This window comes from Leisingera sp. CC-HEC096 (assembly GCF_059429235.1).
In genome coordinates this window covers 3686233-3708470 of sequence record NZ_JCAIJS010000001.1, presented here as the reverse complement: position 1 = coordinate 3708470, position 22238 = coordinate 3686233, and the positions used below count along the sequence as shown (strand labels likewise).

The following is a 22238-nucleotide window of genomic DNA, read 5'->3' as shown; positions in this document are numbered from 1 at the left end:
ACCCTTATACGTGCAGCAGAGAGGGAGTGCAGATCATGCAATTCGTGATGTCCAACCGGCGTGCCGGAAAGTTTCAGGAAACCGAAAAGATCGCCTCACGCGCGGCCCTGTCCGCGGCACTGACGGCGCTGCCCCCGGCCACTCATATCCAGTCGCAGACCCGCCCGGACGATGATCTGGCCCGGCACAGTGTTGTGCTCGAAGGCACCCCGGCCGAGATGCTGGCGCTGGATGCGGCGACCCCCAGCGACGTGATCGTCGAGCCGCTGATCCTGCACGAGCGCGAGGGTGCGCTCTCCATGTTCAAACAAGCCCGGGCGCCCTTGGCGGGGCTGATGCACGTCGCGTCCGCAGGGGCTGCGCCGCTGGAGTTCCATGTGCGCGGCGGCGGCGCGCCGCTGGCGCAGGCCACCGTCATTCTGTTCCTGCGGCGCCTGGATGGCGAGGTGATGCGGGAGGAGGCCCGCACCGGGGCAGACGGGATCGCCGCCTTCCCCAGCAACCCGGCCTTTCAGCCCTTGGCCGCCATCGTCAAACCCTATGCAGGTTTCTGGGCGCGATGGGCGCAAGTCTCGGGGCAGAAGACCACGGTGGTCTGCAGCAAGCTGCCGGGCAACCGGCGGCTGGACTGGTGGCATCACGCCAGCGGCATCAGCAGTTTCGCGCCGGACGCAGGCGCGGGCATCAGGGTCGGCGTTATCGACACCGGGCTGGGGCCGCACCCCCATCTTCAGGGCACCGACCACGGCGCCTTTATCCTCGGCATCCACGACCCCGATGGCGGTACGGATGCGGATGTGCATGGCACCCATGTGGCCGGCACCATCGCCGGACGCCCGGGGGAGATTCTGGTGCATGGCGGCATCGCGCCGGGGGTTGAGCTGCACTCCGCCCGCGTCTTTCCACCCGGCGAAGGCGCCGCGAATATCGACATCGCCGATGCGATCGACCGCCTCAGCCGAGCGGGCGCGGATCTCATCAACCTGTCGCTGGGCGCACCGGTCAAATCGGAGGTGGTCCAGGACGCGGTTCAGGACGCTGCCGAGCGCGGCACGCTGTGCCTGTGCGCCGCCGCCAATTCGTTCGAGTTCGTGCATTTCCCCGCCGCCCTGCCGGAAACCGTCGCGGTTTCCGCCGCGGGCAAGCTGGGCACGGCGCCGGAGGACTCCGTTTCGGGCGGCCAGCTCCCGGATCAGCCGGAGCTGTTCGGCCTCGACGGGTTCTACTTCGCCCGCTTCTCCTGCTTTGGCCCGGAGATCGACGCCATTGCGCCGGGGGTCGGCATCATCGCGCCGGTTCCAGCCCGGCACGGGCTGGCCGCGCCTTATGCGGCTCTGGACGGCACCTCCATGGCGACACCGGTGGCCTGCGGCGTTCTGGCGCGGGTGCTGGCGGAGGATGCGTCTTACCTTGCGATGCCGCGCAACATCTTCCGCAGCGACCTTGCCCGCCACCGGCTGCGGGAAATTTGCAGGACGATCGGACTTTCTGCCATACATGAAGGGCACGGAATGCCCCGAAGCTGAAGCAGAGGCCGGGCCGATGGCCGATTATGTGATTGCAGTAAAGCGCACGATGCGGGAGGAGCTGCCGCAGAACTGGCAGAGCCAGCTGGAAGCCATTGACGGGCTCACGCTGCTCAGCCCGCCTGCCCGGGAGCGGGTGCTGGTCTCGGCCAGTCCGGACGCCTTGCGCCATCTGGACGCGCAGCTGGGCCGCTACCTTAGGGTTGAGCCGCTGATCCGCCACCAGACCTCCCGCTGAAGCGGCTTAATGCAGAAACGGCAAGGGCCAGCCCCGGGGGCCGGCCCTTTTCCCATCCCGTAAGAACCTTGCGCGCTCAGGCCCAGCGGGAAACCTTGGGGCGGAGGGCTGGCACCGGTTTGCTGCCAAACAGCCAGGTCCAGGCCCGTTTCAGCACCTGGCCGCGCTCAGCGTGGGCGCGTGCCATGGCAGACTTCACGGCGGCATCAGCAGAATATTCCAGCATTTCAGGCCTCCTTTCGGATCAGTATCCTTTACCTGCACCCAATATGAGGACGTTCCGTCAATCGCACAAACGAGACTTTCCCGGCGTTCAGTTAAGGTATACTTGTGTGAGTATGTCTGATCGCCTGCCGCCCCTCACCGCTTTGCGCGCCTTTGACGCTGCTGCCCGCCACATGTCCTTTGCCAAAGCGGCAGAGGAGCTGAACGTCACCCCTGCCGCGCTGTCGTTTCAGATCAAGTCGCTGGAGGAGCATCTGGGCCAGCCGCTGTTCCGCCGCCTGAACCGCGCGGTGGAGCTGACCGAGGCAGGCAAGACGCTGGCGCCCGGCGCTGCGGAAGGGTTCGAAGCGCTGACCGCTGCCTGGCGCTCAGTGCGGCGGCTGCAGGACAACACCACGCTGACGGTGACCGCGGGGCCGGGACTGACGGCGAAATGGCTGGCGCCGAGGCTCTATGAATTTGCCCGCGCCCATCCGGATATCGACCTGCGGTTCTCCGCCACCCTGCGGATGCTGGATTTTGTCCGCGATGACGTCGATGTGGCGATCCGGTTCGGCTATGGCCCGGATGAGGGGCTGTATGTGCTGCCGGTGCCCCCGGAATGGGTGACGCCTGTGATGTCGCCGGAGCTGGCCGAGCGTTACACCACACCGGAAAGCCTGATGGAGGCGCCGCTGATCTTTGACGAATCCATCAACTTTCTGGATCCGCCGTGCGACTGGCCGGCCTGGTTCCGCACCCAAGGGATCGATTTCACCCCCACCCACGGTTCGCATTTCTCGCAAGCCGACCATGCGATCGGCGCCGCGGTTGCGGGCGCCGGCGTGGCGCTGGGGCGGCGCGGCATGGCAATCACCGATCTGCACGCGGGCCGCCTGGTGGCGCCGTTCAAGACCGCCATCGAGACCAAGGCGCATTTCCGGTTTCTGTGCGCGCCCGGAACGGAAAACCGGCCGCAAATTGCAGCCTTCCGCGACTGGTTTGTTGCCGAGATCGAAAAAACCGCCTACGTCTCGGAGGCTTTCGAGATCATTCCAGTTGAGGACATCCCGCCGCCATGACCAAGACCCGCGCGACCGCCATCGGCTTTATCGCTGTTCTGTTGTGGTCGCTGCTGGCGCTGCTGACGGTGGGGTCGGAGCCAACGCCCCCGCTCCTGCTGAATGCGCTGTGTTTCACCATCGGCGGCACGCTGGGGATGATCTGGACCGCTGCGGCGGGCAAGCTGAAGCAACTGCGACATGTGCCGGTCCGGGTTTACATCTTCGGCACGCTGGGGCTGTTTGGCTATCACGCGCTCTATTTCTCGGCCCTGCGGCTGGCTCCAGCGGCTGAGGCCGGGCTGATCGCCTACCTGTGGCCGCTGCTGATCGTGCTGTTTTCCGGCCTGCTGCCCGGCGAGAAGCTGAAGGCGGGGCACCTGATCGGGGCCGGCCTGGGCTTTGCCGGGGCGGCCACCATCATTTCCGGCGGCGGCGGCGGGTTTGAGGCGCAATACCTGCCGGGCTACGGGCTGGCGCTGCTCTGTGCGCTGACGTGGTCCGGCTATTCGGTGCTGTCGCGGCTGCTGGGCGGGGCGCCGACCAGTTCGGTTGCGGTGTTCTGCCTGGCCACCGCCGCGGCCTCCTGGGGGCTGCATTTTGCGCTGGAGGAGACGGTGTGGCCCGCGGGCACGCTGGGCTGGGTCTCCACCCTGCTGCTGGGCCTCGGCCCGGTCGGGCTGGCGTTCTATGTCTGGGACATCGGCGTCAAGCAGGGGGACATCCAGATGCTCGGCACCAGCTCCTATGCGGCGCCCTTGCTGTCGACCCTGATCCTGGTGCTGGCGGGGATCGCAGCGGCTTCCTGGGGGCTGGCGCTGGCGGCGGCACTGATCACCGGCGGGGCGCTGATTGCGGCGCGGGCCAGCGCCGGCACAGCAAAGCAACCCTAATAATAAAGAGGGCCGCCGCACGGGCAGGCCCTCCGTCTACTACTGTGCCGGGGTCTCCGCCCCGGCGGGAACTCTTCAGACTGCTTCAGCTGTCAGGCGCGTAATCTCTTCCTTCAGCTTTAGCTTTTGCTTTTTCATTGCTGCGATTTCCAGATCGTCGCTACTGGGCGATCGTTGGGCCTGTTCCACTTCCATGCTCAGATGCTCGTGCTTCTTCTTAAGTTCGGTCAGATGCGAGCTGAGGCTCATGGCAACCCTCCTTCTTTGAGCTAGATGTGTTTGACAGGAAGAGTGGACCACAAGTTTTCGCATCTGTCACGCTGCACCCGCAGTATTTTTGTCATGAAATTTTCATATCGGCTATGCGCCGCGCATTTTGCCGCAGGCGGCGGCGCATCCCAGCAGAAACCCGCGGATTTGGATTCGCCAAAGGTTGAAACCTGCGTGGGGCGCTCCTAAGTTTGCGCCGCCGGAGAAATCCGTCTCAGGCGGGCCAAGGCAAGGCCGCGCCGTCGCGCAGGACCGCACGGATATGCGGCGTATAGCTCTCTCCGTCGCGCTCGTGCCGGTCGCCTTCGTGCAGAATCAGCGGCGCATGGAGACGGAAGTCCGCCCGGCCGCCCTTGCGCGCGCGCAGGATCACCAGCTCTGCCGCGCGGCCGGCGCGCGGGGCCAGCGGCAGCACCTCAACCGATCCCAGGACGCCGCCGCAGGCGGTCAGCATATCCGGCAGACGGTCCGCCCGCTGGATCATGTGCAGATAGCCCTTGGGCGCCAGCCGCCGGGCCGCCGTGCTGATCCAGTCCGCCAGCGGGGTCTGCTCGCCCAGCGCCACCTGCCGCCCGGCATCGCGCGCCTGGCTGTGAGCGCCGGCTTTGTAATAGGGCGGGTTGGCGATCACATGCTGGAACTGCCGCCGCTTCAGCGCCTCCGGCAAGGCGGCAAGGTCGGCCTCAAACACCTCCATCTCCTGCCGGTTGGCAGCGGCGTTGCGCCGGGCCAGCTCCGCATAAGCGGTCTGCAATTCGATCCCTGCAAGAGAAAGCCCCGGCACCCGTGCCGCAAGGCACAGCAGCGCCTGACCGGCACCGCAGCCCAGCTCCAGCACCGCTTCCCCCGCCCGCGCGGGGACCGCTGCCGCCAGCAGCACCGGATCCACCCCGGCGCGGTAGCCCCTGACCGGCTGCCACAGCTGCACCCGGCCGCCCAGGAAGCCGTTGCGGCTCAACTCGTCCTCAGTGAAGGATTTCATCGTCCCAGCGGGATTTCATTGTCGCGCATCACCACCAGCGCGTCCTCGTAATCAGCGGCGCGAACCATCAGCCGGCGCGGGAAAATTCCGATGCTGCCTTCCAGGACGCTCATATTTACGTCCATTTGAAAGCAGTCTATATCCTCACCCTCAAGAAGGGCGGAGGCAAAGGCGATGATCGTCGGATCGGTGCTGCGCAAAAGCTCTTTCATGGAATTGGATCTAAGGGCAAGGCCCGCGCCTTGTCGAGCCTTGCAAGCGGGAAAGTGATGGACCAAGTGATGACCCGGAAGCCGCACGAAATGCTGGCCGCCACGCTGAGCCAGGAGCTGGAGGCGGTGAATGCGCTGATCCGCACCCGGATGGCCTCCGAACACGCGCCGCGCATTCCCGAGGTTACCGCGCATCTGGTTGAGGCGGGCGGCAAGCGGCTGCGGCCGATGCTGACGCTCGCGGCGGCGCGGCTGTGCGGCTATGAGGGCGACCATCACCTGAAACTGGCGGCGACGGTCGAGTTCATCCACACCGCCACCCTGCTGCATGACGATGTGGTGGACGAAAGCGCCCAGCGGCGCGGCCGGCCGACCGCGAACCTGTTGTGGGATAACAAGAGCTCGGTGCTGGTGGGCGACTACCTGTTTGCGCGCAGCTTCCAGCTGATGGTGGAGACGGAGAGCCTGCGGGTGCTGGATATCCTCGCCAATGCCTCTGCCACCATCGCTGAGGGCGAAGTGCTGCAGATGACCGCGGCGTCGAACCTGAAGACCGATGAAAACATTTACCTGCAGGTGGTGCGCGGCAAGACCGCGGCGCTGTTCTCCGCTGCCACTGAGGTCGGCGGGGTGATTGCCGGCGCGCCGGAGGCGCAGGTGAAGGCGCTGTTTGAGTATGGCGATGCGCTGGGAATTGCATTCCAGATTGCCGATGATCTGCTGGATTACCAGGGCGACAGCAAGGCGACCGGCAAGAACGTCGGCGATGACTTCCGCGAGCGCAAGCTGACCCTGCCGGTGATCAAGGCGGTGGCGCAGGCCACGGATGAGGAGCGCGCCTTCTGGACCCGCACCATCGAGAAGGGCAAGCAGCAGGACGGCGACCTGGAGCAGGCGCTGGCGCTGATGGCGAAATACGGCACGCTGGAGGCCACCCGCGAGGATGCCCTAGGCTGGGCGGCCAAGGCGCGGGATGCGCTGAAGGTGCTGCCCGATCACGAGATCCGCACCATGCTGAGCGATTTGGCCGATTACGTGGTGGCGCGTCTGAACTGACTGGGGAAAGGGGGCGCTGCCCCCTCGGCCTTGCGGCCTCACCCCCGGAGTATTTTTGTAAAGGTGAATGGGCAAGCCGGCGGCGCGCCGTGCGTCAGCGCGGCGCCTGGCCCAACGGCGGGCGAGCATTTTTGATGCGCTGTCCCGCGGGCGGGAGATCCCCGGACAAAGCCGGGCGCTTCAGGTCAACGTGACCGCGCTGCACCACCAGTCCGGATGCTCCGCCCCGATGTCATAGGCCGCCATATGGGCGGCCTTTTTCGTGGGGTAGAGCGCAAAACAAGTGGCGCCGGAGCCGGACATGCGGGCCAGAAGCGCCTGGCGGGAGCTGCGCAGATCCGACAAGGTCCGGTCGATTTGCGGGGCGAGACTGCGCGCCGGGGCTTCCAGGTCGTTGCGCTGTTCGCCGAGCCAGGCGGCGCAGTCCTCAGCGGAAGCAAAGGACGGAATGTGTCCGGGCATCGGCGGGTTGTCACGGGAGGCAAGCGCGGAAAACACCGTTCCCGTAGGCACATGCACACCCGGATTGACCAGCAGCGCGTGCAGTTCCGGCAGCTCGACCCGTGCGACCTCTTCACCGATACCCTGCATCCGCACCGCCCGGGTGGTCATGCAGACCGGCACGTCGGCGCCCAGCGACAGGGCCAGCCCTTCGGGAATGCAGCCCCCCTGCCCGGCAAGCGCGCGCAAGACTGCGGCAGCATCAGAGGAGCCGCCGCCGATGCCGGCCCCGTGGGGCAGCTGCTTGTCGAGGCTGATCCGCCCGGTCCAGCCCGCCCCCGCGGCGGCCTTCCACACCAGATTCCGCTGATCCGCGGGCACGCCTTCCGCGAAGGGGCCGGTAACTTCCAGCGCCAGCTCCGGCCCCGGGTCCAGCCGCAGGCGGTCGCCGTTGTCCGCAAAGACCACCAGGGAATCCAGCAAATGATAGCCGTCCGCGCGGCGGCCGGTCACGTGGAGGGTCAGATTGATCTTGGCGGGTGCAAAGACCTCAGCCGCCATTGGCCACCTTCAGGGGCGCAGCGCCCTCCTCGGCCAGCACCGCATCCAGGCCGATGTCCAGCTTGCGGCGGATGCGCTCGGGGTCGGCCTCGCCATCGGTGTCTTCCGGGTCGATGAAGGAGAGCGCCCGCTTCCACTGGAACTCCGCCTCGCGCGCCCGGCCCACGGCCCAGTAAACGTCGCCCAGATGGTCGTTGACCACCGGGTCCACCGGCATCAGTTCCACCGCGCGTTCCATATGCGCCACAGCCTCGTCAAAGCGGCCCAGGCGGTAGAGCACCCAGCCCAGGGAGTCGACGATATAGCCGGAGTCGGGCCGCGCCGCGACGGCGCGCTCGATCATGTTCAGCGCCTCATCCAGCTTGCTGCGCTTTTCAACCAGCGAATAGCCCAGGTAGTTCAGCACCTGCGGCCGGTCCGGCTCCAGCGCCAGGGAGGCGCGGAAGTCCGCCTCGGCCTGCTCCCACTGGTCCAGACGCTCGTGGCAGATGCCGCGGGCATAGAGCAGGAACCAGCGGCTGCCGGAGTCCTCCGGCGAGTTGGCAAGCGCCTTGTCGTAGGCCCGGGCCGCCGCCGCATAGTCCTCCTGCTGGCGCAAGAGATCGCCCAGGCTGACGTAGACGCCCGGCTGATCCGGGAATTGCCGCGCCAGCTGCTCCAGCACTTCGATCGCCGCATCCGGCTTGGCCGCGCGGCGCAGGGCCTCGGCCCGGCCCAGTTCGGCAGCGTGGTAGTCGGGATGGCTGCGCGGCACCTGCTTGTAGGTCGCCACCGACAGCTCATACCGGCCCAGCTGATCCAGCAGGCTGGCGCTCAGCAGGATCGCATCCACATGGTCGGGGCGCAGCGAGGCGGCCATGCGGACATACATCAGCACATAATCATTGGCGGTATCGCCATTGAGCGCCGCCCCTAGGGTAAAGAAGACCTCGGCAATCCCCTCACGCGGGCCGGGGGCGATGGTATAGGCAAGCGTTTCGCCGTTCTGCAGCTGCGCATCCAGCGCTTCAAGACCGGGGTCGAGGCGGCTGCCGAAGGCTGCCTGCAGCGTCTCACGCGCCTCATCGTTGCGGCCCAGCTGCGACAGGATCTGCACCCGCGCCACCGCGGCGCGGCGGCTGAGGCTGGCCAAGCGGCCGTCCTCAGCGGCAAACAGCGCCTCGGCACCGCCGTAGTCCCCGGCAGACGCCAATGCAAGCGCCCGGTGGTAGAGCACGAAAGGCTTCAGGCTGCCGTCCTTGGCCAGCCGGTCAAAGGTCTTGAGCGCGCTGGACACCGAGCCGGTGCCGATATGCGCCCAGCCTTCCAGCAGGCCGTCGACCAGCGGGTGGATCGCTTCGCGTTCAAGATCACGGTCAAGAATCGCCTGGTATTCCCCGGCCGCCGCATGGCCGCCCGCAATCACCACATTGGCGACCTGGCTGCGCGCGCCGGTCTGCAGCAGCCGCTGCGCCACCGGCACCGCCAGCTCTGCCTTGCCCATGGCGAGCTGCGCGAACACCACGTTCTCCATCAGGAGCGGATTCTGCGGATCGCGCGCCAGCGCCTGGGTGTAATAAAGCGCCGCCGCGGCAAAATCGCTGTCATAGGTCGCGGCGCGCCCGGCCAGGTAGGACCCTGCCAGCCCTTCGGCCTGCACAGCAGGTGCGGACACGGCCACCAGGGCCGCACTTGTCAGGGTGCGAAAAATGGATACGGGCACGCGGGACCCCCTTACGATTTACTGCTCTAGCTCTTCTAAGAAAGCGTAGTGCGCCGTCCGTCAACACGCAATGGGGCGGCCCAAGGACCGCCCCTTAAAATCCGGCGAAAGCGCGCCGAAAATTTAAACTTCCCGTTACATGTTCGGGTAGTTCGGCCCGTCGCCGCCCTGCGGCGTTGTCCAGGTGATGTTCTGCGACGGATCCTTGATGTCGCAGGTCTTGCAGTGGACGCAGTTCTGGAAGTTGATCACGAACTCCGGCTGGCCGTCCTTTTCCACCACTTCGTAAACACCGGCCGGGCAGTAGCGCTGCGCCGGTTCCGCGAATTTCGGCAGGTTGACCCGGACCGGGGTGTCCTCGTTGCCCAGACGCAGGTGGCAGGGCTGGCTTTCCTCGTGGTTGGTCATCGAGAAGCTGACGTTGGTCAGCCGGTCGAACGACAGCACGCCATCGGGCTTGGGATAGTCGATCGGCTTGTGCTTGGAGGCTTCCTCGGTCGCTTCGGCGTCGTTCTTGCCGTGGCCCAGGGTGCCGAAGAAGGAGAAGCCCAAAAGGTTGTTGGTCCACATGTCCAGGCCGCCCAGCGCCAGCGACGCGGTGAGACCCCACTTGGACCACATCGGCTTGACGTTGCGGACCATCTTGAGGTCCTTGCCAATGGCGCCTTCGCGCACGTCGGTTTCATAAGCGGCCAGCTCGTCGCCGGAACGCTCTGCCTTGATCGCGTCATAGGCGGCTTCGGCCGCGGCCTTGCCCGACAGCATCGCGTTGTGGTTGCCCTTGATGCGCGGCACGTTGACCATGCCCGCGGAGCAGCCCAGCAGCGCCACGCCGGGCGCCACCAGTTTCGGCATCGACTGCCAGCCGCCTTCGGTGATGGCGCGGGCACCGTAGGCCACGCGCTTGCCGCCCTTCAGCAGCTCGGCCACCACCGGGTGGTGCTTGAAGCGCTGGAATTCCATGTAGGGGAACAGGTGCGGGTTCTTGTAGTTCAGGTGCACCACGAAGCCCACGTAGACCTGGTTGTTGTCCAGGTGGTAGATGAACGAGCCGCCGCCCGCGTTGGAGCCCAGCGGCCAGCCCATTGTGTGGGTGACGGTGCCTTCCTTGTGCTTGGCCGGGTCGATCTCCCAGATCTCTTTCATGCCGACGCCGTATTTCTGCGGCTCCTTGCCGTCGGAGAGGCCGTATTTGGCGATCACTTCCTTCGACAGCGAGCCGCGCACGCCTTCGCCCAGGAACACGTATTTGCCGTGCAGCTCCATGCCGGGCTCATAGGCCGGGCCGGGGGTGCCGTCGGGGTTCTTGCCGAATTCACCCGCAACAACGCCCTTCACTTCGCCATTGTCGCCATAGACCAGTTCGGAGCACGCCATACCCGGGAAGATCTCGACGCCCAGTTCCTCGGCCTGCTCCGCCATCCAGCGGCAGACGTTGCCCATGGAGACGATGTAGTTACCGTGGTTGTTCATCAGCGGCGGCATCGGGAAGTTGGGGATGCGGACGTGGCCGGCTTCGCCCAGCATGTAGAAGTTGTCTTCCTTGACTTCCACGTTCAGCGGCGCGCCTTTTTCCTTCCAGTCGGGGATCAGCGCGTTCAGGCCGCAAGGGTCCAGCACCGCGCCGGACAGGATGTGCGCGCCCACCTCGGAGCCCTTTTCCAGGACCACGACCTGCAGGTCGGCGTCCAGCTGTTTCAGGCGGATGGCCGCGGACAGACCGGCAGGGCCGGCCCCGACGATCACCACGTCGTATTCCATCGCTTCGCGTTCAATCTCGGCCATCTGCGGCGCTCCTTGGCTTTCTGTTCGCTACCGGCCCCACCGGGCGCAATTTTGTGTCGCGGCTGCTTAGCGTTTGCCAGCCCTGCTGGTCAATCCAAACTCTGCGTCAGGCCCCTGTAAAACAGGCTATCGCGACAATAAGTGCGTCCATTTTCGTCACTCAAGCACCATTTTCCGGCTCAGCCTCTGACTCGGGCCGGTCTCCCATGAGATATCTGGGTCCCTGCCCCTTCTGTGCCGCCCGGTCCTCGGGGTTGTAAAGTTTGCAATTCGGAAGCGACAGGCAGCCGCAGCCTATGCAGCCGTCCAGATTGTCGCGCAGCCGCACCAGGGTTTCGATTCGCTGGTCCAGGTGGCTGCGGAAGTTCTCCGAAATGCGCGCCCAATCCTCCTTCGTGGGGGTCCGGCTGCCCGGCAGGCTTTTCAGGAATCCGCGGATTTCCGGCAGCGAGAAGCCGAACTGCTGCGCAATCATCACAAAGCTGAGCCGCCGGATGTCGGCCCGGTGAAACCGCCGCTGGCCGCCTGCGTTGCGCCATGGCTCCACCAATCCTTGCGCCTCGTAGTAGCGGATGGCGGACACCGCGAGACCGGTGCGTTCGGCCAGGTAGCCGATGGAAATTCCCGCGGATGCGGGCATGGCACTCTCCTGCAAAATTTCTCTTGAGCTAAAGTTAGGTTTAGGAATTACGGTGAGTCGCATCAACAGGTTTGCTCAGGCAAGAAGGAGATTTCCGATGAGCGCAGTACTGGAACATGCAAATGTCACCGTTGCCGACCCCCATGCCACCGCCGCCTGGATGCAGAAAGTGTTCGGCTGGCATGTGCGCTGGGAGGGCGAGGCCAAGAATGGCGGCTACAGCGTGCATGTGGGCGAGGAAAACAGCTATCTCGCGCTTTACACACCGCGAACCCCGGCCGGAAAGGCGCCGGAAAGCTATGGCATCGTCGGCGGGCTGAACCACCTGGCGGTGATCGTCGACGATCTGGACGCCACCGAAGCCGCGGTAAAGGCCGCCGGTTTCACGCCAATGAACCACGGCGACTATGAGCCGGGCCGCCGCTTCTACTTCCACGATGAAAACGGCATCGAATACGAGGCGGTGCAATATGATTGATATCCTCTGGCAAGCGGGTCTTCCCCGGATACCCGCGCACGGCATTTTCTTGCGCATTCCTGTGGAAAAGCCGGCCAAACCACGCAGTTAGGCGGATTTGCACGCCAGCAGCCCCCGCGCCCACTTGAAATCAGGCGCAGGATTGGGTCAGGTAAATGTCAACCGGACCGGACGCCCCGCAGCCCACGCTGCGGGGCTCCGGCTTTCGTACTGACAAGAACAAAACAAAAAGCGACCTGGACCAATCACATGGAAAAGATCCCGATGACCCCGGCGGGCTTTGCCGCCTTGGAAAGCGAACTGAAAAACCTGAAATCCGTGGAACGCCCGGCCATCATCCAGGCGATCGCCGAAGCGCGTGAGCTGGGCGACCTGTCGGAAAACGCCGAATACCACTCCGCCCGCGAAAAGCAGTCCTTCATCGAGGGCCGCATCAAGGAGCTGGAAGGCATCCTGTCGCTGGCCGATGTGATCAACCCGGCCAAGCTGAACGGCGCCATCAAGTTCGGCGCCAAGGTGACCGTGGTGGACGAGGACACCGACGAGGAGAAGACCTGGCAGATCGTCGGCGAGCATGAAGCCAACATTGAAGCGGGCCTGCTGAACATCAAATCCCCCATCGCGCGCGCCTTGATCGGCAAGGACGAAGGCGACAGCGTCGAAGTGCGCACCCCCGGCGGCGAGCGCGCCTATGAAATCCTCAAGATCGTCTATTCCTGACCGGTGAGGGCTGAGTGGTCATGACAGGCTCCAGCAGCAGCCCGGGCGCCAGCCCGACCCCCGCAGGCAGACGCCCGCTGCGCGGCCTTGACGCGCCTGCCGGCAACGGGCTGGGCGGCGCCGAGCTGGTGGCCATCGGGCTGGGGGCGCTGTGGCTGCTGGCGGCAGTTGCCTTTTACGTCTTTGCCCCGGAAAGCGCAGGCCTGTCGCAATGGACCGACCTGATCACCGGCGTGCTGGCGGTGGTGCTGCCGCCGGCGATGCTCTGGGTTGCGGCCTCTGCCGCGCGCTCGGCGCGGGTGATGCGGGAGGAGAGCGAACAACTGCAGGCCGCCATCGACGGGCTGCGCCAGACCTATCTGACCCAGGCCCAGCAGCATGCCGCGGTGGCAGAGCCTACGATGGCCAAACGGCTGGAGGAGATCGCCGAGGCGACCCGCAAGACCGAAACCGCGCTGGCCACCTTCCACACCAGCCGCCGGGCCAATCCAGTGCGCCCGGCCATCCCGGCCGAGGCCGCCGAGATGACCGCCGCCGGTCAGGGCTCGCTGGCGCTTGGCACCCAGGCCGAGGACACCGCGCCGCCGCTGCCTGCGGAACAGTTCATCCGCGCCCTGAACTTCCCGGAGACCGCCGAGGACGAGGAAGGCTTTGCCGCCCTGCGCGCGGCGCTGCGCGACCGCAAGGCGGCGCAGGTGATCCAGGCCGCGCAGGATGTGCTGACGCTCCTCAGCCAGGACGGCATCTACATGGACGACCTGCGCCCCGACATGGCCCGGCCCGAGGTCTGGCGCCAGTTCGGCCAGGGCGCCCGCGGCCGCGCGGTCGCTGCGCTTGGCGGCGTGCGTGACCGTACCTCGCTGGCGCTGACCGCGGCGCGGATGAAACAGGACCCGATCTTCCGCGATGCCGCGCATCACTTCCTGCGCCGCTTCGACCAGATGTTCGCGGAGTTCGAGACCGAGGCCACCGACGGCGAGATTTCGGCGCTCGGCAACACCCGCACCGCCCGCGCTTTCATGCTGCTGGGCCGGGTCGCCGGGACGTTTGATTGATGACGTGAAGCGCCTTTCAGGCGCTGCCTGCGGCGCGAGTATTTTTGGAAAGATGAAATAGCCGGGCGGCGCCCGGCCCAACGGCGGGCAAGCATCTTGGATGCGCCGCGCCGCGGGCGGGAGAGGTCCGCCTACATCGCAAAACTGCCGTAGGGGATGAAACGCACCGGGTCGCCAGGCTTGATATGAGCCGCACCATCGCCCAGTTCCACCAGCCCCTCGGCCCAGCTGAGGCCGCTGATGCGGCCGGAGCCTTCGGATTTGAACACCTCCGCTTTTCCGCCCCGCACCCGGGCCCGCAAGTATTCGCGGCGGCCCGGTTTCTTGCGTTTCTCAAAGGCAGCAGGCACCTCAAACGCCTGCGGCTCCCGCCAGCCTGCGCCCGCCATCAGCCCCATCGCGGGGCGCGCAAAGATCAGCGTGCAAACCAGAGCCGCCACCGGGTTGCCCGGCAGCCCGAAGACCGGCGTGCCCTGCCACATGCCCAGCGCCAGCGGACGCCCGGGTTTAAGCGCAATCCGCCATTCCTGCATCGCACCTGCCTCGCGCAGCAGCGCGGACATGTGGTCCTCGTCCCCGGCGGAGGCGCCGCCCGAGGTGAGGATCACATCTGTTTCGTCAGCCGCCGCATCCAAGCGCGCTCGCAAGGCCTCCCGGTCATCCGCAGCCTTGCCCAGATCCACCGGCACGAAGCCCAGCTGCCGGATCAGAGCCAGCAGCATCGGGCGGTTGGCGTCAAAGATTTGCCCCTTGCCCGCGGCTTCCCCGGCCTCGACCAGTTCATCGCCGGTAGAGAGCACCCCGACCCGCAGCGGCAGCCGCACGGTGAGCTGCGCCAGCCCGGTGGCCGAGACCAGCGCCAGATCGGCAGGCGTGATAACCCGGCCCGCGGGCAGGATAACTTCGCCTGCGGAAACGTCCTCGCCCGCCTTGCGGGTGTTCGCGCCCTGCTTCAGCGGGCCGTTGAAGGCAATCCGGGTACCGTCGGTGTTGACGTCTTCCTCCAGGATCACAGTGTCAACGCCATCGGGCAGCGCTGCGCCGGTCAGGACCCGGATAGCGCTCCCTTCGGGCACTGCGCCGTCGAAAGGCACACCGGCGGCAGCCCGGCCCCGCACGAGCGGCAGCACATGCGGGCCTTCCGCCCTGCCGCCGGCAAAACCGTAGCCGTCCACTGCCGTATTGGGCAGCGGCGGGTTGGAGCGTTTGGCCGCCGCATCCTCTGCCAGCACCCGCCCCAAGGCGTCTGAAAGCGGCACGGTCTCCATGCCGGTCACAGGGCCCAGCCTGTCCCGCAGCAGGGCCAGCGCGTCATCGACCGGGGTCCAGTCGACACCCGCAGGCAGGGCAAAGCAATCATTGCTGAGCGGCGGCGGTGTCAGCCCCTCCGGCTCTTCTGCGGCCAGTGTATTCAAGCGGTCTTCGTATCCGGTGCCCAATATCCAAGCTTCCTCTTGTGCGTCCTCAGGGGCGGCAGCCAGCATTCCGGCGAGCTCCTCAGCCGGCAGGCGGCTGAGCGCTTGCGACAGGAGCCGCATCTGCACCCGGTCGCGGATTTCTTCCGGGCCGGCAACAGCCATGGCGGCCTTGACGGCGGGTTCGATCAACCCTGGCCAAATTTCTGCAAACACAATTTGCGCTGTCTCAACCTTTTCGAATGGCCAGACAGCAGCGCCGTGCCGGAGCCGCAGCCGCTGCAGAACCGGCAGCCCCATGAGGACCTGGCTGCCGACGGTCGGGTTGAAGAACAGCTGGAAGCAGGAGGAGGCCGCCTTTGCCGCCAGATCCGCGCTGCGCCGCTCTGCCGGGTCCTCGTAGGTTATCCCGGCTTTGCGGTAAGGGATATCCGGCCAGCGTGCCGCATCCGGCTTGCCCCAGAACGGGCCGGCGCCGGAAAACAGCCGGTTTATTTCAGAGGCGACATCGAACCGGTTGTTGCTGCCGTCGTCAGCGTCTTCGATCCGCTCTTCCAGCCATTGCCACAGGGAAAAGGGGTCATCCGATCCGGTGATCCGGCGCGCGAACCCGCGCGGATAGCCGAAGGGAAAGTCAAAGGCCGCGAGCACCCGCCGCCCCGCGGCTTGCTCGTTCTCCAGGAAGCGGCTGATCCAAACCTCCGCCTCCTGCCGGCTGCGGCAGTAGATTTGCTGTTCTGCGGTTCCGCTGCGCGCCAAACCGAGCCAGATCGCGTCCTTGCTGGCGCGCTGAGGTTTACGCTTGGCAGCGGACCAGTCGACGGCCAGAACGGTATCGAAAGGGATCACAGCCCCAGTTCCGTCTCAATAAAATCCGCAATTGCCGCTGTATCGTTCAAGTCGAACACCGGGCGGTCCAGATCCAGCGGCGTATCGCTGGCAACCGCCCGGATGTTTGGATCCTGCGGGGCGATCAGGCCGGTGCCTGCTGCCTGCCGGAAGGCCTCGATCTTGGGGTGGGGTTCGCGTTTGTAGCCCTCCACCAGCACCAGATCGGCGGGGCTGAGGCGGGCCAGCAGGTCTTCCAGAGGCGGCTCAGGTGCGCCGCGCAGCTCCTGCATGATAGCGATACGGCCCGCGGAGGCCAGCACCACCTCCGACGCCCCCGCCTGGCGGTGGCGGTGGCTGTCGGTGCCGGGCTGGTCCACGTCCGTCGCGTGATGGGCGTGCTTGATGGTGGAGACCGTGAGGCCGCGGGCGCAGAACTCCGCCACCAGCCGCTCCATCAGCCCGGTCTTGCCGTTGTTCTTCCAGCCGGTGACGCCGTAGATCTTCATTTCAAGAGCGCCTCTGCGCGGGCCAGATCCTCTGGCGTGTTGATGTTGAAGAAGGGGTCCAAAAGATCGGCCTCGAACAGCGCCTCGCGGCCGCCGTGCTGATCGGTCCAGAGGACCACCTTGCGCAGGCCGTCATTCAACGCCGCCCGCAGGTCATCGCGCAGGGCGACGGGCCAAAGGCCAAAGGCCGGGTGCCGGTTCACTTTGCTCCGCCCGCCGGATTTCAGCGCCTCATCGCCAGCACGCGGGGTGGTGGCAAGGACCAGCGGCTGATCCATACCCTCCGCCGCTGCGGTCAGCCGCGCCACCAGGTCCAGCGGGAAGAACGGCGTGTCGGCGGCGGCGGTTACAATGGTGTCCGCCCCCTGCTCTGCCGCCCAGTCAAGACCTGCCAGGACGCCTGCAAGAGGGCCGGCAAAGCCCTCGATCGAGTCGGCAATAACCGGCAGGCCCAAATCGGCGAAGCGACCCGGATCGCCATTGGCGTTGAGCGCGAGGCCGGCAACCTGCGGCGAGAGCCGGTCCACGACACGGGACAAGAGGCTCTGGCCGCCGACCTGCAGCCGCCCCTTGTCGCCGCCGCCCATCCGGGTGGCGAGGCCGCCTGCGAGGATTACTCCGAGGGGTTGGGTCATGGGATCACCTTTGGCCACTTTGCCGGCCTTAGAACAAGCAGAGGAAATGCTATCGAAAGCACGATAATCAGATAGAAAGCAGGTGTGAGCAACACGGCCGACACTAGAATAACCAGCCAAAAGAACATCTGAACACACCAATACAAAACACTGTAGGCTCGCAACGCCTTCAACGCAGCCTCGGAGTGCTCCAATTGCGGTGGTGCTCCCCAGATCGCCAATCGGAAAAACAAGCGTCGGCGCGCGATGTCCCGGCCCGGGCCTAGCACTGGCGGGGTCGGGTTTTCCGCAGGCCAACCCAACGCGGACCTAACCGCCCAAGGCGTATCTTCCATTTCCGAGAAGTAGCGCCCCATGTTGTGCCAAATTCTCCAGAACAGAAAAAGGCCTGCAAATCCAATTAAGATCCAAAGAAGAAACGCGCTTACAATCCAGCCACCGAAATTGTTTGCCGTCGCGTTTTCAAGGAGCACGGCCAATGGGTCTTGTTGTGTCATGCCCTCGCCTTTGGAGCTGGAACCCGGTTAGCCGTCCGCACTCTTCCGCCTATGCTTCTTGTCTTCCACCGGCGCGTCCTTGGGGTCCATGTCGCGCACCAGCCGCTCCTCGTCTGAGAGGCAGATAAACCGCTGGCCGCGCATCCGGCCGATCAGGGTCAGGCCGACCTCGCGGGCGATCTCAACTCCCCAGGCGGTGAAACCTGAGCGCGAGGCCAGCACCGGGATGCCCATCATCGCGGTCTTGATCACCATCTCCGAGGTCAGCCGCCCGGTGGTGTAAAGGATCTTGTCCGCGGCCTCTGCCTGCTCCGACAGCATCCAGCCTGCAATCTTGTCCACCGCGTTGTGGCGGCCCACGTCCTCCATATAGACCAGCGGGCGGTCCTGCTGGCACAGCACGGTGCCGTGAATGGCGCCGGCCTCGAGATACAGCGAGGGCGTGCGGTTGATCTTGTGCGCCAGCGCATAAAGCCAGGAGGTGCGGACCTCCGCCTCGGGCAGGCGCACGTCCTCCAGCCCCTCCATCATGTCGCCAAAGACGGTGCCGACCGCGCAGCCCGACGTGCGGGTCTTCTTCTTCAGCTTCTCCTCGTGGCTGGTTTCCACCGCGGTGCGGACCACGACGGTTTCCAGGTCCTCGTCGTAGTCGACGCGGGTCACCTCGTCCTCATCCTGCAGCATCCGCTGATTGCGCAGGAAGCCGAGCGCCAGGTATTCAGGGTAGTCGCCGATGGTCATGGCGGTGACGATTTCCTGCGAATTCAGGAAGATGGTCAGCGGGCGCTCCTCGACCACGGCGATCTCGCTTACCTCGCCGTTCTGATCCACACCGCTTACGGCACGGGTCAGCCTCGGGTCGGCGACACCGGGGGCGATCAGATATTCTGATGCGATATCCATACTCACCAATTGCATTCCTTCTGCGTCCGCCGTAGGCGGTATTCACGCAATCTAGGACGCGCAGATGGCAATCACCACCACCAAATCGGCCTTCTGGAAGGGGTTTCGCGACAGCGCGCCCTTCATCTTCATGGCCTCGCCCTTCGGCTTCCTGTTCGGGGTGCTGGCGGCAGAGGCCGGGCTGATCGTGCCGGAGGCGTTCGCCTTCTCCCTCGCGGTCTTTGCCGGGGCGGCGCAGTTCACCGCGCTGCAGCTGATGCAGGAGAACGCGCCGCTGATCATCATCCTGATCTCGGCGCTGGCGGTGAACCTGCGGATGGCGATGTATTCGGCGTCGCTGACGCCGTATCTGGGCGACGCCCCGATGTGGCAGCGGGCACTGGCCGCCTATTTCGTGGTGGACCAGTCCTATGCGCTGTCGATCGTGCAATTCGAGACCGAGCCGGAGATGCCGCTGGCGCAGCGGGTGGCCTATTTCTTTGGCACCAATGGCATCGTGGCGCCGGCCTGGGTGATTGCCACGGCGCTTGGCGCGCTGGTCGGCACCCGGATTCCGGAGAGCTGGGGCGTGGATTTCGTGCTGCCGCTGGCGTTTCTGGCAATGATCGGACCAATGCTGCGCACGCCGGCGCATATCGCCGCCTGTTTCGTGGCCGTTGCGGCCTCGCTGCCCGCGGCTGCGCTGCCCTATAATCTGGGGCTGATCGTTGCGGGTATTGCAGGCATGGTGGCCGGGGCGCAGGCGGAGCTGTGGCTGGAGCGGCAAAAGGCAAAATCGGAGGCCGCGAAATGAGCAGTATCCCCGCCCCCATCCTGTGGACCGTTATCATCGGGCTGGCGCTTGGCAGCTATGCCCTGCGGTTCGTCTTCATCGGCTTTATGGGCGGGCGCCCCATCCCGGAATGGCTGATGCGGCATCTGCGCTACACGGCGGTGGCGATCATTCCGGCGCTGGTGGCGCCGCTGGTGGTCTGGCCTGCGCCGACGGGAGGTGAACCCAGCCTGATGCATTTCGCCGCCGCGGCCGCGACCTTTGCTGCAGGGTATCTGACCAGGAACGTGCTGTTCGGCCTGGGTACAGGCGGGCTGTCGCTGCTGCTGCTGTATCTCGCCGCCTGACGCGCCGCGCCGGAGATAAGTTAATCTGCGGCAGAGGTAAGGGCTACGTTGGCCCCGGAAATGCCCGCCTGCAGATCGCCGCTGTCATTCTCATAGTAGCGTTCGGTCCGCACACCCGGCAGCTGGCCGAACTGTTCCGCCAGTTTTTCCGGATAGAAGGTGCGGTCAATGCTCTCGAAGCCCGGGATCTGCTGCAGGATGCCGATGGTCGCCTGGGCACAGTAGGCACCCGGCACCCGGCCATTGGTCACTGCCAGCTGATAGGCCTTTTGGGCCTGTTCCGGCGTCACCTCGACCCGCTGCACAACCACGTGGAAAGTGCTGCGCGCGTGGGCGCCGCGGTAGGCCTTTTCCACCGCGGGTGTGATGCCGAAGAGCACATCGTTCCGCTCCGGCACGACCGAAGCGTAAAAGGAGCCTGCGGGATCGAAGATCACCCGTTCCGAGGCGTTGATCATCAGCGACGCGTGGCCGCCCCGCCCGGTGCGGTTGTTGATCATCGTATACAGGGTGAGCGCGGGCGGTCCGGAGTGACGGTAAGCCGCCCGTGCCAAGGTCTCCGCATCCGCATTGGGCTGCTGAGGCGCAGCGCAACCCGCAAGCGCGGTCAGGACCGCGCCAAGGCACAGCAGATTGCGCATAAAGATGGTCTCCGGCCGGAAGATCAGGAGGCGAAGATTGCCAGGAAGATGGCAAAAAGGACCAGCGCGATGCTGAAGCGGGTCACAAAGGTCAGGAAGCCGGAATAGGTCTTTTCCTGAACGGTGGTGTCCATGGTGCCGTGCTGATGTTCAGCCATGTGAGTTTTCCCTCAATTCACGTGCATTTTTCCGGTGATTACTGGATTTGCACCGCTCTGTCACCACGTCAATCGGGCGCATCTGACAGAAATGAGGTGCAAAACCTGCTGCCGCAGCGGCAATCCGGGGCTGCCGTGGCGCGGCGTCCGGCCCCGGCGCCGAATCGGCCCCGGGGCGCTGGCCTCAGTCCTGCTGCAGGTCGGACGCCAGGCGGAAGCCGATGCGGTTGGCAGGCTCTTCCTGACGCGCCTTGGGCACTGCGCGCAGCATCACGTTCAGCTGGCTGACGTGCTGAACCAGCTGGGTCCGGGAGCCGCCGCCCTCGCTGCCGTAGAAGGTGATGATGTCGGGATCGAAATAGCCCATGCCCTCGATCCGCAGCACCCCGGCATTGCCGCCGGCAAAGCCCATCGCGACCTCGTGTTCGGCATCCAGCTGTTTCTCGAAGTTCTGAATATAAAGTATCAGGCGCTCATAGGCCCAGCGGGCGGGGCTTTTGGCGGCGTCGGGTTTTTGCAGCTTTTCCGGCACTTCGGTCAGCCCGGTGCAGGCATCGGGGTCGGAGTGGACTTCGTGCACACACGGCAGAACCGCCGCTTCCGCTGCCTCGGCGCTGGTTGAAATCTCGTCGTTCATGCTTCCCCCTTCTGCCGGGGTGCATCACCCCTTGCGCTGATAGAGCCAGGCACCATCTTCGCGCTCCCAGCGCGTCACCTGACCGGTGTGGTACAGATGATTTACATGGGCCACCGCTTCGACCAGTGCAAGCCCGTACTCGCCTTCGCCGATTGTGCGCTTGAACAGGGGCGCAAAGCAATCAGCGGCCGTGCGCGGCTCCGACAGGTGGTCCATCAGCCGCTCCAGCGCGCCGTGGTGGTTGCCGATCAGCTGCTGCATCCGGAGCGGCAGGCGGGTGAATGGCAGCTTGTGGCCGCCCAGCGCCAGGTGATCGGGGCGCGCCAGGTCCGACAGCCGCTCGCAGGCTTCCAGCCATTCGCCCAGCGGGTCCGCCATCGGTTCGGTCGCGTAGACGCCGATGTTGGGGCTGATGGTCGACAGGATCTGGTCGCCAGTGATCACCAGATTGTCATCGCGGCTCCAGAAGGTTGCGTGCTCTGGCGCGTGGCCGTTGCCGATATGCACATCCCAGTCGCGCCCGCCCATGCGGATCACGTCGTCCTGCTTGATCCGGGTGAAGCCCAAGGGCATCGGGTGCACCGTGTCGGCAAAATTGAAGGGCCGGTCATTGACCCGCTTCTCGTAGAATTCCGGCGCCATGCCCGCGCTGCGGTAATAGGCCAGGGTCTCCTCCGGCCAGACCTCCTGCACGTCCAGCGTCAGCATCCGGGCAAACAGCCAGGCGGTACGGGTGGTGACCAGCTCAGCGCCATGCCGGCTCTGGAACCAGCCCGCCAACCCGATGTGATCGGGGTGGTGGTGGGTGCCGACGACGCGCCGCACCGGCTTGCCCTGCAAGGGGCCGGCCATCAGGCTGTCCCAGATCGCGCGGCTCTTGCGGGTGTTGAAGCCGGTGTCGATCACGGTCCAGCCGTCGCCGTCATCCAGTGCGTAGATGTTGACGTGGTCCAGCTTCATCGGCAGCGGCTGGCGCATCCAGAGGACGCCCTCGGCCACCTCGATCGCTTCGCCCTGCGCAGGCGGCTCCTGCCACGGGGTGCGGGGCGAAACGTCGGGGATATCGGTCACG

At 65.6% G+C, this 22238-nt stretch carries 27 protein-coding genes; 10 read left to right on the top strand and 17 right to left on the bottom strand.

Annotated features, from left to right (window positions below):
• Positions 1–35: 35 nt before the first annotated feature.
• Both AC5STI_RS17980 and AC5STI_RS17975 read left to right on the top strand, forming a co-directional pair.
• Positions 36–1526, top strand: a complete 1491-nt coding sequence (locus AC5STI_RS17980; RefSeq protein WP_495447622.1) for a S8 family peptidase — start codon at positions 36–38, stop codon at positions 1524–1526.
• The gene (locus AC5STI_RS17975; RefSeq protein WP_490398737.1) at positions 1498–1764 is read left to right on the top strand and encodes a hypothetical protein; all 267 of its coding nucleotides are present in this window, start codon (positions 1498–1500) and stop codon (positions 1762–1764) included. Before AC5STI_RS17980 ends, AC5STI_RS17975 begins: the two co-directional genes overlap by 29 nt.
• A gap of 76 nt (positions 1765–1840) precedes the next feature.
• On the opposite strand, the gene AC5STI_RS17970 is transcribed toward AC5STI_RS17975, so the two are convergent.
• The gene (locus tag AC5STI_RS17970) at positions 1841–1990 is read right to left on the bottom strand and encodes a hypothetical protein (RefSeq protein WP_495447621.1); all 150 of its coding nucleotides are present in this window, start codon (positions 1988–1990) and stop codon (positions 1841–1843) included.
• 112 nt (positions 1991–2102) lie between these two features.
• Between AC5STI_RS17970 and AC5STI_RS17965 the strand changes: the two genes are divergently transcribed.
• Positions 2103–3050: a transcriptional regulator GcvA gene (locus AC5STI_RS17965; protein ID WP_495447620.1), complete on the top strand. Its 948-nt coding sequence runs from the start codon at positions 2103–2105 to the stop codon at positions 3048–3050.
• Positions 3047–3922 (top strand): aromatic amino acid exporter YddG, encoded by an 876-nt coding sequence (yddG, locus tag AC5STI_RS17960; RefSeq protein WP_495447619.1) that lies wholly within the window; start codon positions 3047–3049, stop codon positions 3920–3922. The genes AC5STI_RS17965 and yddG overlap by 4 nt, the downstream gene beginning before the upstream one ends.
• A 75-nt stretch (positions 3923–3997) precedes the next feature.
• Here the strand turns inward: yddG and AC5STI_RS17955 are convergent, their stop codons facing one another.
• The 3 genes from AC5STI_RS17955 to AC5STI_RS17945 all read right to left on the bottom strand — a co-directional run bounded on the left by AC5STI_RS17955 (position 3998) and on the right by AC5STI_RS17945 (position 5386).
• On the bottom strand, positions 3998–4171 hold the full coding sequence (locus AC5STI_RS17955; RefSeq protein WP_222479456.1) for a YdcH family protein: 174 nt from the start codon (positions 4169–4171) through the stop codon (positions 3998–4000).
• A gap of 235 nt (positions 4172–4406) precedes the next feature.
• Positions 4407–5174, bottom strand: coding sequence for a tRNA1(Val) (adenine(37)-N6)-methyltransferase (locus AC5STI_RS17950; protein WP_495447618.1), 768 nt, complete (start codon positions 5172–5174; stop codon positions 4407–4409).
• A complete protein-coding gene (locus tag AC5STI_RS17945) occupies positions 5171–5386 on the bottom strand; it encodes a putative signal transducing protein (protein ID WP_495447617.1) in 216 nt (71 codons plus the stop codon). The genes AC5STI_RS17950 and AC5STI_RS17945 overlap by 4 nt, the downstream gene beginning before the upstream one ends.
• Positions 5387–5443: 57 nt before the next feature.
• Here AC5STI_RS17945 and AC5STI_RS17940 point away from each other — a divergent pair, with 57 nt between their 5' ends.
• Complete coding sequence (locus AC5STI_RS17940; protein WP_495447616.1) at positions 5444–6442, top strand: polyprenyl synthetase family protein; 999 nt, start codon at positions 5444–5446, stop codon at positions 6440–6442.
• 180 nt (positions 6443–6622) lie between these two features.
• On the opposite strand, the gene AC5STI_RS17935 is transcribed toward AC5STI_RS17940, so the two are convergent.
• The 4 genes from AC5STI_RS17935 to soxR all read right to left on the bottom strand — a co-directional run bounded on the left by AC5STI_RS17935 (position 6623) and on the right by soxR (position 11571).
• Positions 6623–7444: a 4-(cytidine 5'-diphospho)-2-C-methyl-D-erythritol kinase gene (locus AC5STI_RS17935; protein WP_495447615.1), complete on the bottom strand. Its 822-nt coding sequence runs from the start codon at positions 7442–7444 to the stop codon at positions 6623–6625.
• Positions 7434–9146 (bottom strand): tetratricopeptide repeat protein, encoded by a 1713-nt coding sequence (locus AC5STI_RS17930; RefSeq protein WP_475050128.1) that lies wholly within the window; start codon positions 9144–9146, stop codon positions 7434–7436. The genes AC5STI_RS17935 and AC5STI_RS17930 overlap by 11 nt, the downstream gene beginning before the upstream one ends.
• Positions 9147–9281: 135 nt before the next feature.
• On the bottom strand, positions 9282–10931 hold the full coding sequence (locus tag AC5STI_RS17925) for an electron transfer flavoprotein-ubiquinone oxidoreductase (RefSeq protein ID WP_475050126.1): 1650 nt from the start codon (positions 10929–10931) through the stop codon (positions 9282–9284).
• A gap of 160 nt (positions 10932–11091) precedes the next feature.
• Positions 11092–11571 (bottom strand): redox-sensitive transcriptional activator SoxR, encoded by a 480-nt coding sequence (gene soxR / locus AC5STI_RS17920; protein ID WP_495447614.1) that lies wholly within the window; start codon positions 11569–11571, stop codon positions 11092–11094.
• A gap of 97 nt (positions 11572–11668) precedes the next feature.
• On the opposite strand from soxR, the gene AC5STI_RS17915 reads away from it, so the two are divergent.
• The 3 genes from AC5STI_RS17915 (at position 11669) to AC5STI_RS17905 (ending at position 13824) form a co-directional block, all read left to right on the top strand.
• Positions 11669–12049 (top strand): VOC family protein, encoded by a 381-nt coding sequence (locus AC5STI_RS17915; protein ID WP_490398745.1) that lies wholly within the window; start codon positions 11669–11671, stop codon positions 12047–12049.
• A gap of 249 nt (positions 12050–12298) precedes the next feature.
• Complete coding sequence (greA, locus tag AC5STI_RS17910; RefSeq protein ID WP_421053312.1) at positions 12299–12769, top strand: transcription elongation factor GreA; 471 nt, start codon at positions 12299–12301, stop codon at positions 12767–12769.
• A 20-nt stretch (positions 12770–12789) separates the two neighbouring features.
• Entirely contained in the window at positions 12790–13824 is a 1035-nt protein-coding gene (locus AC5STI_RS17905; RefSeq protein ID WP_495447613.1) for a hypothetical protein, read from the top strand.
• Between the two features lie 131 nt (positions 13825–13955).
• On the opposite strand, the gene AC5STI_RS17900 is transcribed toward AC5STI_RS17905, so the two are convergent.
• Genes AC5STI_RS17900 through AC5STI_RS17880 form a run of 5 tightly spaced genes read right to left on the bottom strand, consistent with a single transcriptional unit; the run spans position 13956 to position 18626 of the window.
• Positions 13956–16088, bottom strand: coding sequence for a molybdopterin-binding protein (locus AC5STI_RS17900; protein ID WP_495447612.1), 2133 nt, complete (start codon positions 16086–16088; stop codon positions 13956–13958).
• Complete coding sequence (gene mobB / locus AC5STI_RS17895; RefSeq protein ID WP_490398749.1) at positions 16085–16576, bottom strand: molybdopterin-guanine dinucleotide biosynthesis protein B; 492 nt, start codon at positions 16574–16576, stop codon at positions 16085–16087. Before mobB ends, AC5STI_RS17900 begins: the two co-directional genes overlap by 4 nt.
• Entirely contained in the window at positions 16573–17211 is a 639-nt protein-coding gene (gene mobA, locus AC5STI_RS17890) for a molybdenum cofactor guanylyltransferase MobA (protein WP_495447611.1), read from the bottom strand. The genes mobB and mobA overlap by 4 nt, the downstream gene beginning before the upstream one ends.
• Complete coding sequence (locus AC5STI_RS17885; RefSeq protein WP_495447610.1) at positions 17208–17708, bottom strand: hypothetical protein; 501 nt, start codon at positions 17706–17708, stop codon at positions 17208–17210. Before AC5STI_RS17885 ends, mobA begins: the two co-directional genes overlap by 4 nt.
• A 27-nt stretch (positions 17709–17735) precedes the next feature.
• Complete coding sequence (locus AC5STI_RS17880) at positions 17736–18626, bottom strand: formate dehydrogenase accessory sulfurtransferase FdhD (protein ID WP_495447609.1); 891 nt, start codon at positions 18624–18626, stop codon at positions 17736–17738.
• Positions 18627–18675: 49 nt separating this feature from the next.
• Here AC5STI_RS17880 and AC5STI_RS17875 point away from each other — a divergent pair, with 49 nt between their 5' ends.
• Positions 18676–19404 (top strand): AzlC family ABC transporter permease, encoded by a 729-nt coding sequence (locus AC5STI_RS17875; RefSeq protein WP_260011790.1) that lies wholly within the window; start codon positions 18676–18678, stop codon positions 19402–19404.
• Positions 19401–19730: an AzlD domain-containing protein gene (locus tag AC5STI_RS17870; protein WP_495447608.1), complete on the top strand. Its 330-nt coding sequence runs from the start codon at positions 19401–19403 to the stop codon at positions 19728–19730. The genes AC5STI_RS17875 and AC5STI_RS17870 overlap by 4 nt, the downstream gene beginning before the upstream one ends.
• Positions 19731–19750: 20 nt before the next feature.
• Here the strand turns inward: AC5STI_RS17870 and AC5STI_RS17865 are convergent, their stop codons facing one another.
• The 4 genes from AC5STI_RS17865 to AC5STI_RS17850 all read right to left on the bottom strand — a co-directional run bounded on the left by AC5STI_RS17865 (position 19751) and on the right by AC5STI_RS17850 (position 22237).
• Complete coding sequence (locus AC5STI_RS17865; protein ID WP_495447607.1) at positions 19751–20371, bottom strand: hypothetical protein; 621 nt, start codon at positions 20369–20371, stop codon at positions 19751–19753.
• Between the two features lie 23 nt (positions 20372–20394).
• A complete protein-coding gene (locus tag AC5STI_RS17860; RefSeq protein WP_475050107.1) occupies positions 20395–20529 on the bottom strand; it encodes an aa3-type cytochrome c oxidase subunit IV in 135 nt (44 codons plus the stop codon).
• Positions 20530–20713: 184 nt separating this feature from the next.
• The gene (locus AC5STI_RS17855; protein ID WP_490398752.1) at positions 20714–21166 is read right to left on the bottom strand and encodes a DUF6173 family protein; all 453 of its coding nucleotides are present in this window, start codon (positions 21164–21166) and stop codon (positions 20714–20716) included.
• 24 nt (positions 21167–21190) lie between these two features.
• Positions 21191–22237, bottom strand: a complete 1047-nt coding sequence (locus AC5STI_RS17850) for an MBL fold metallo-hydrolase (RefSeq protein WP_495447606.1) — start codon at positions 22235–22237, stop codon at positions 21191–21193.
• Position 22238 lies beyond the last annotated feature (1 nt).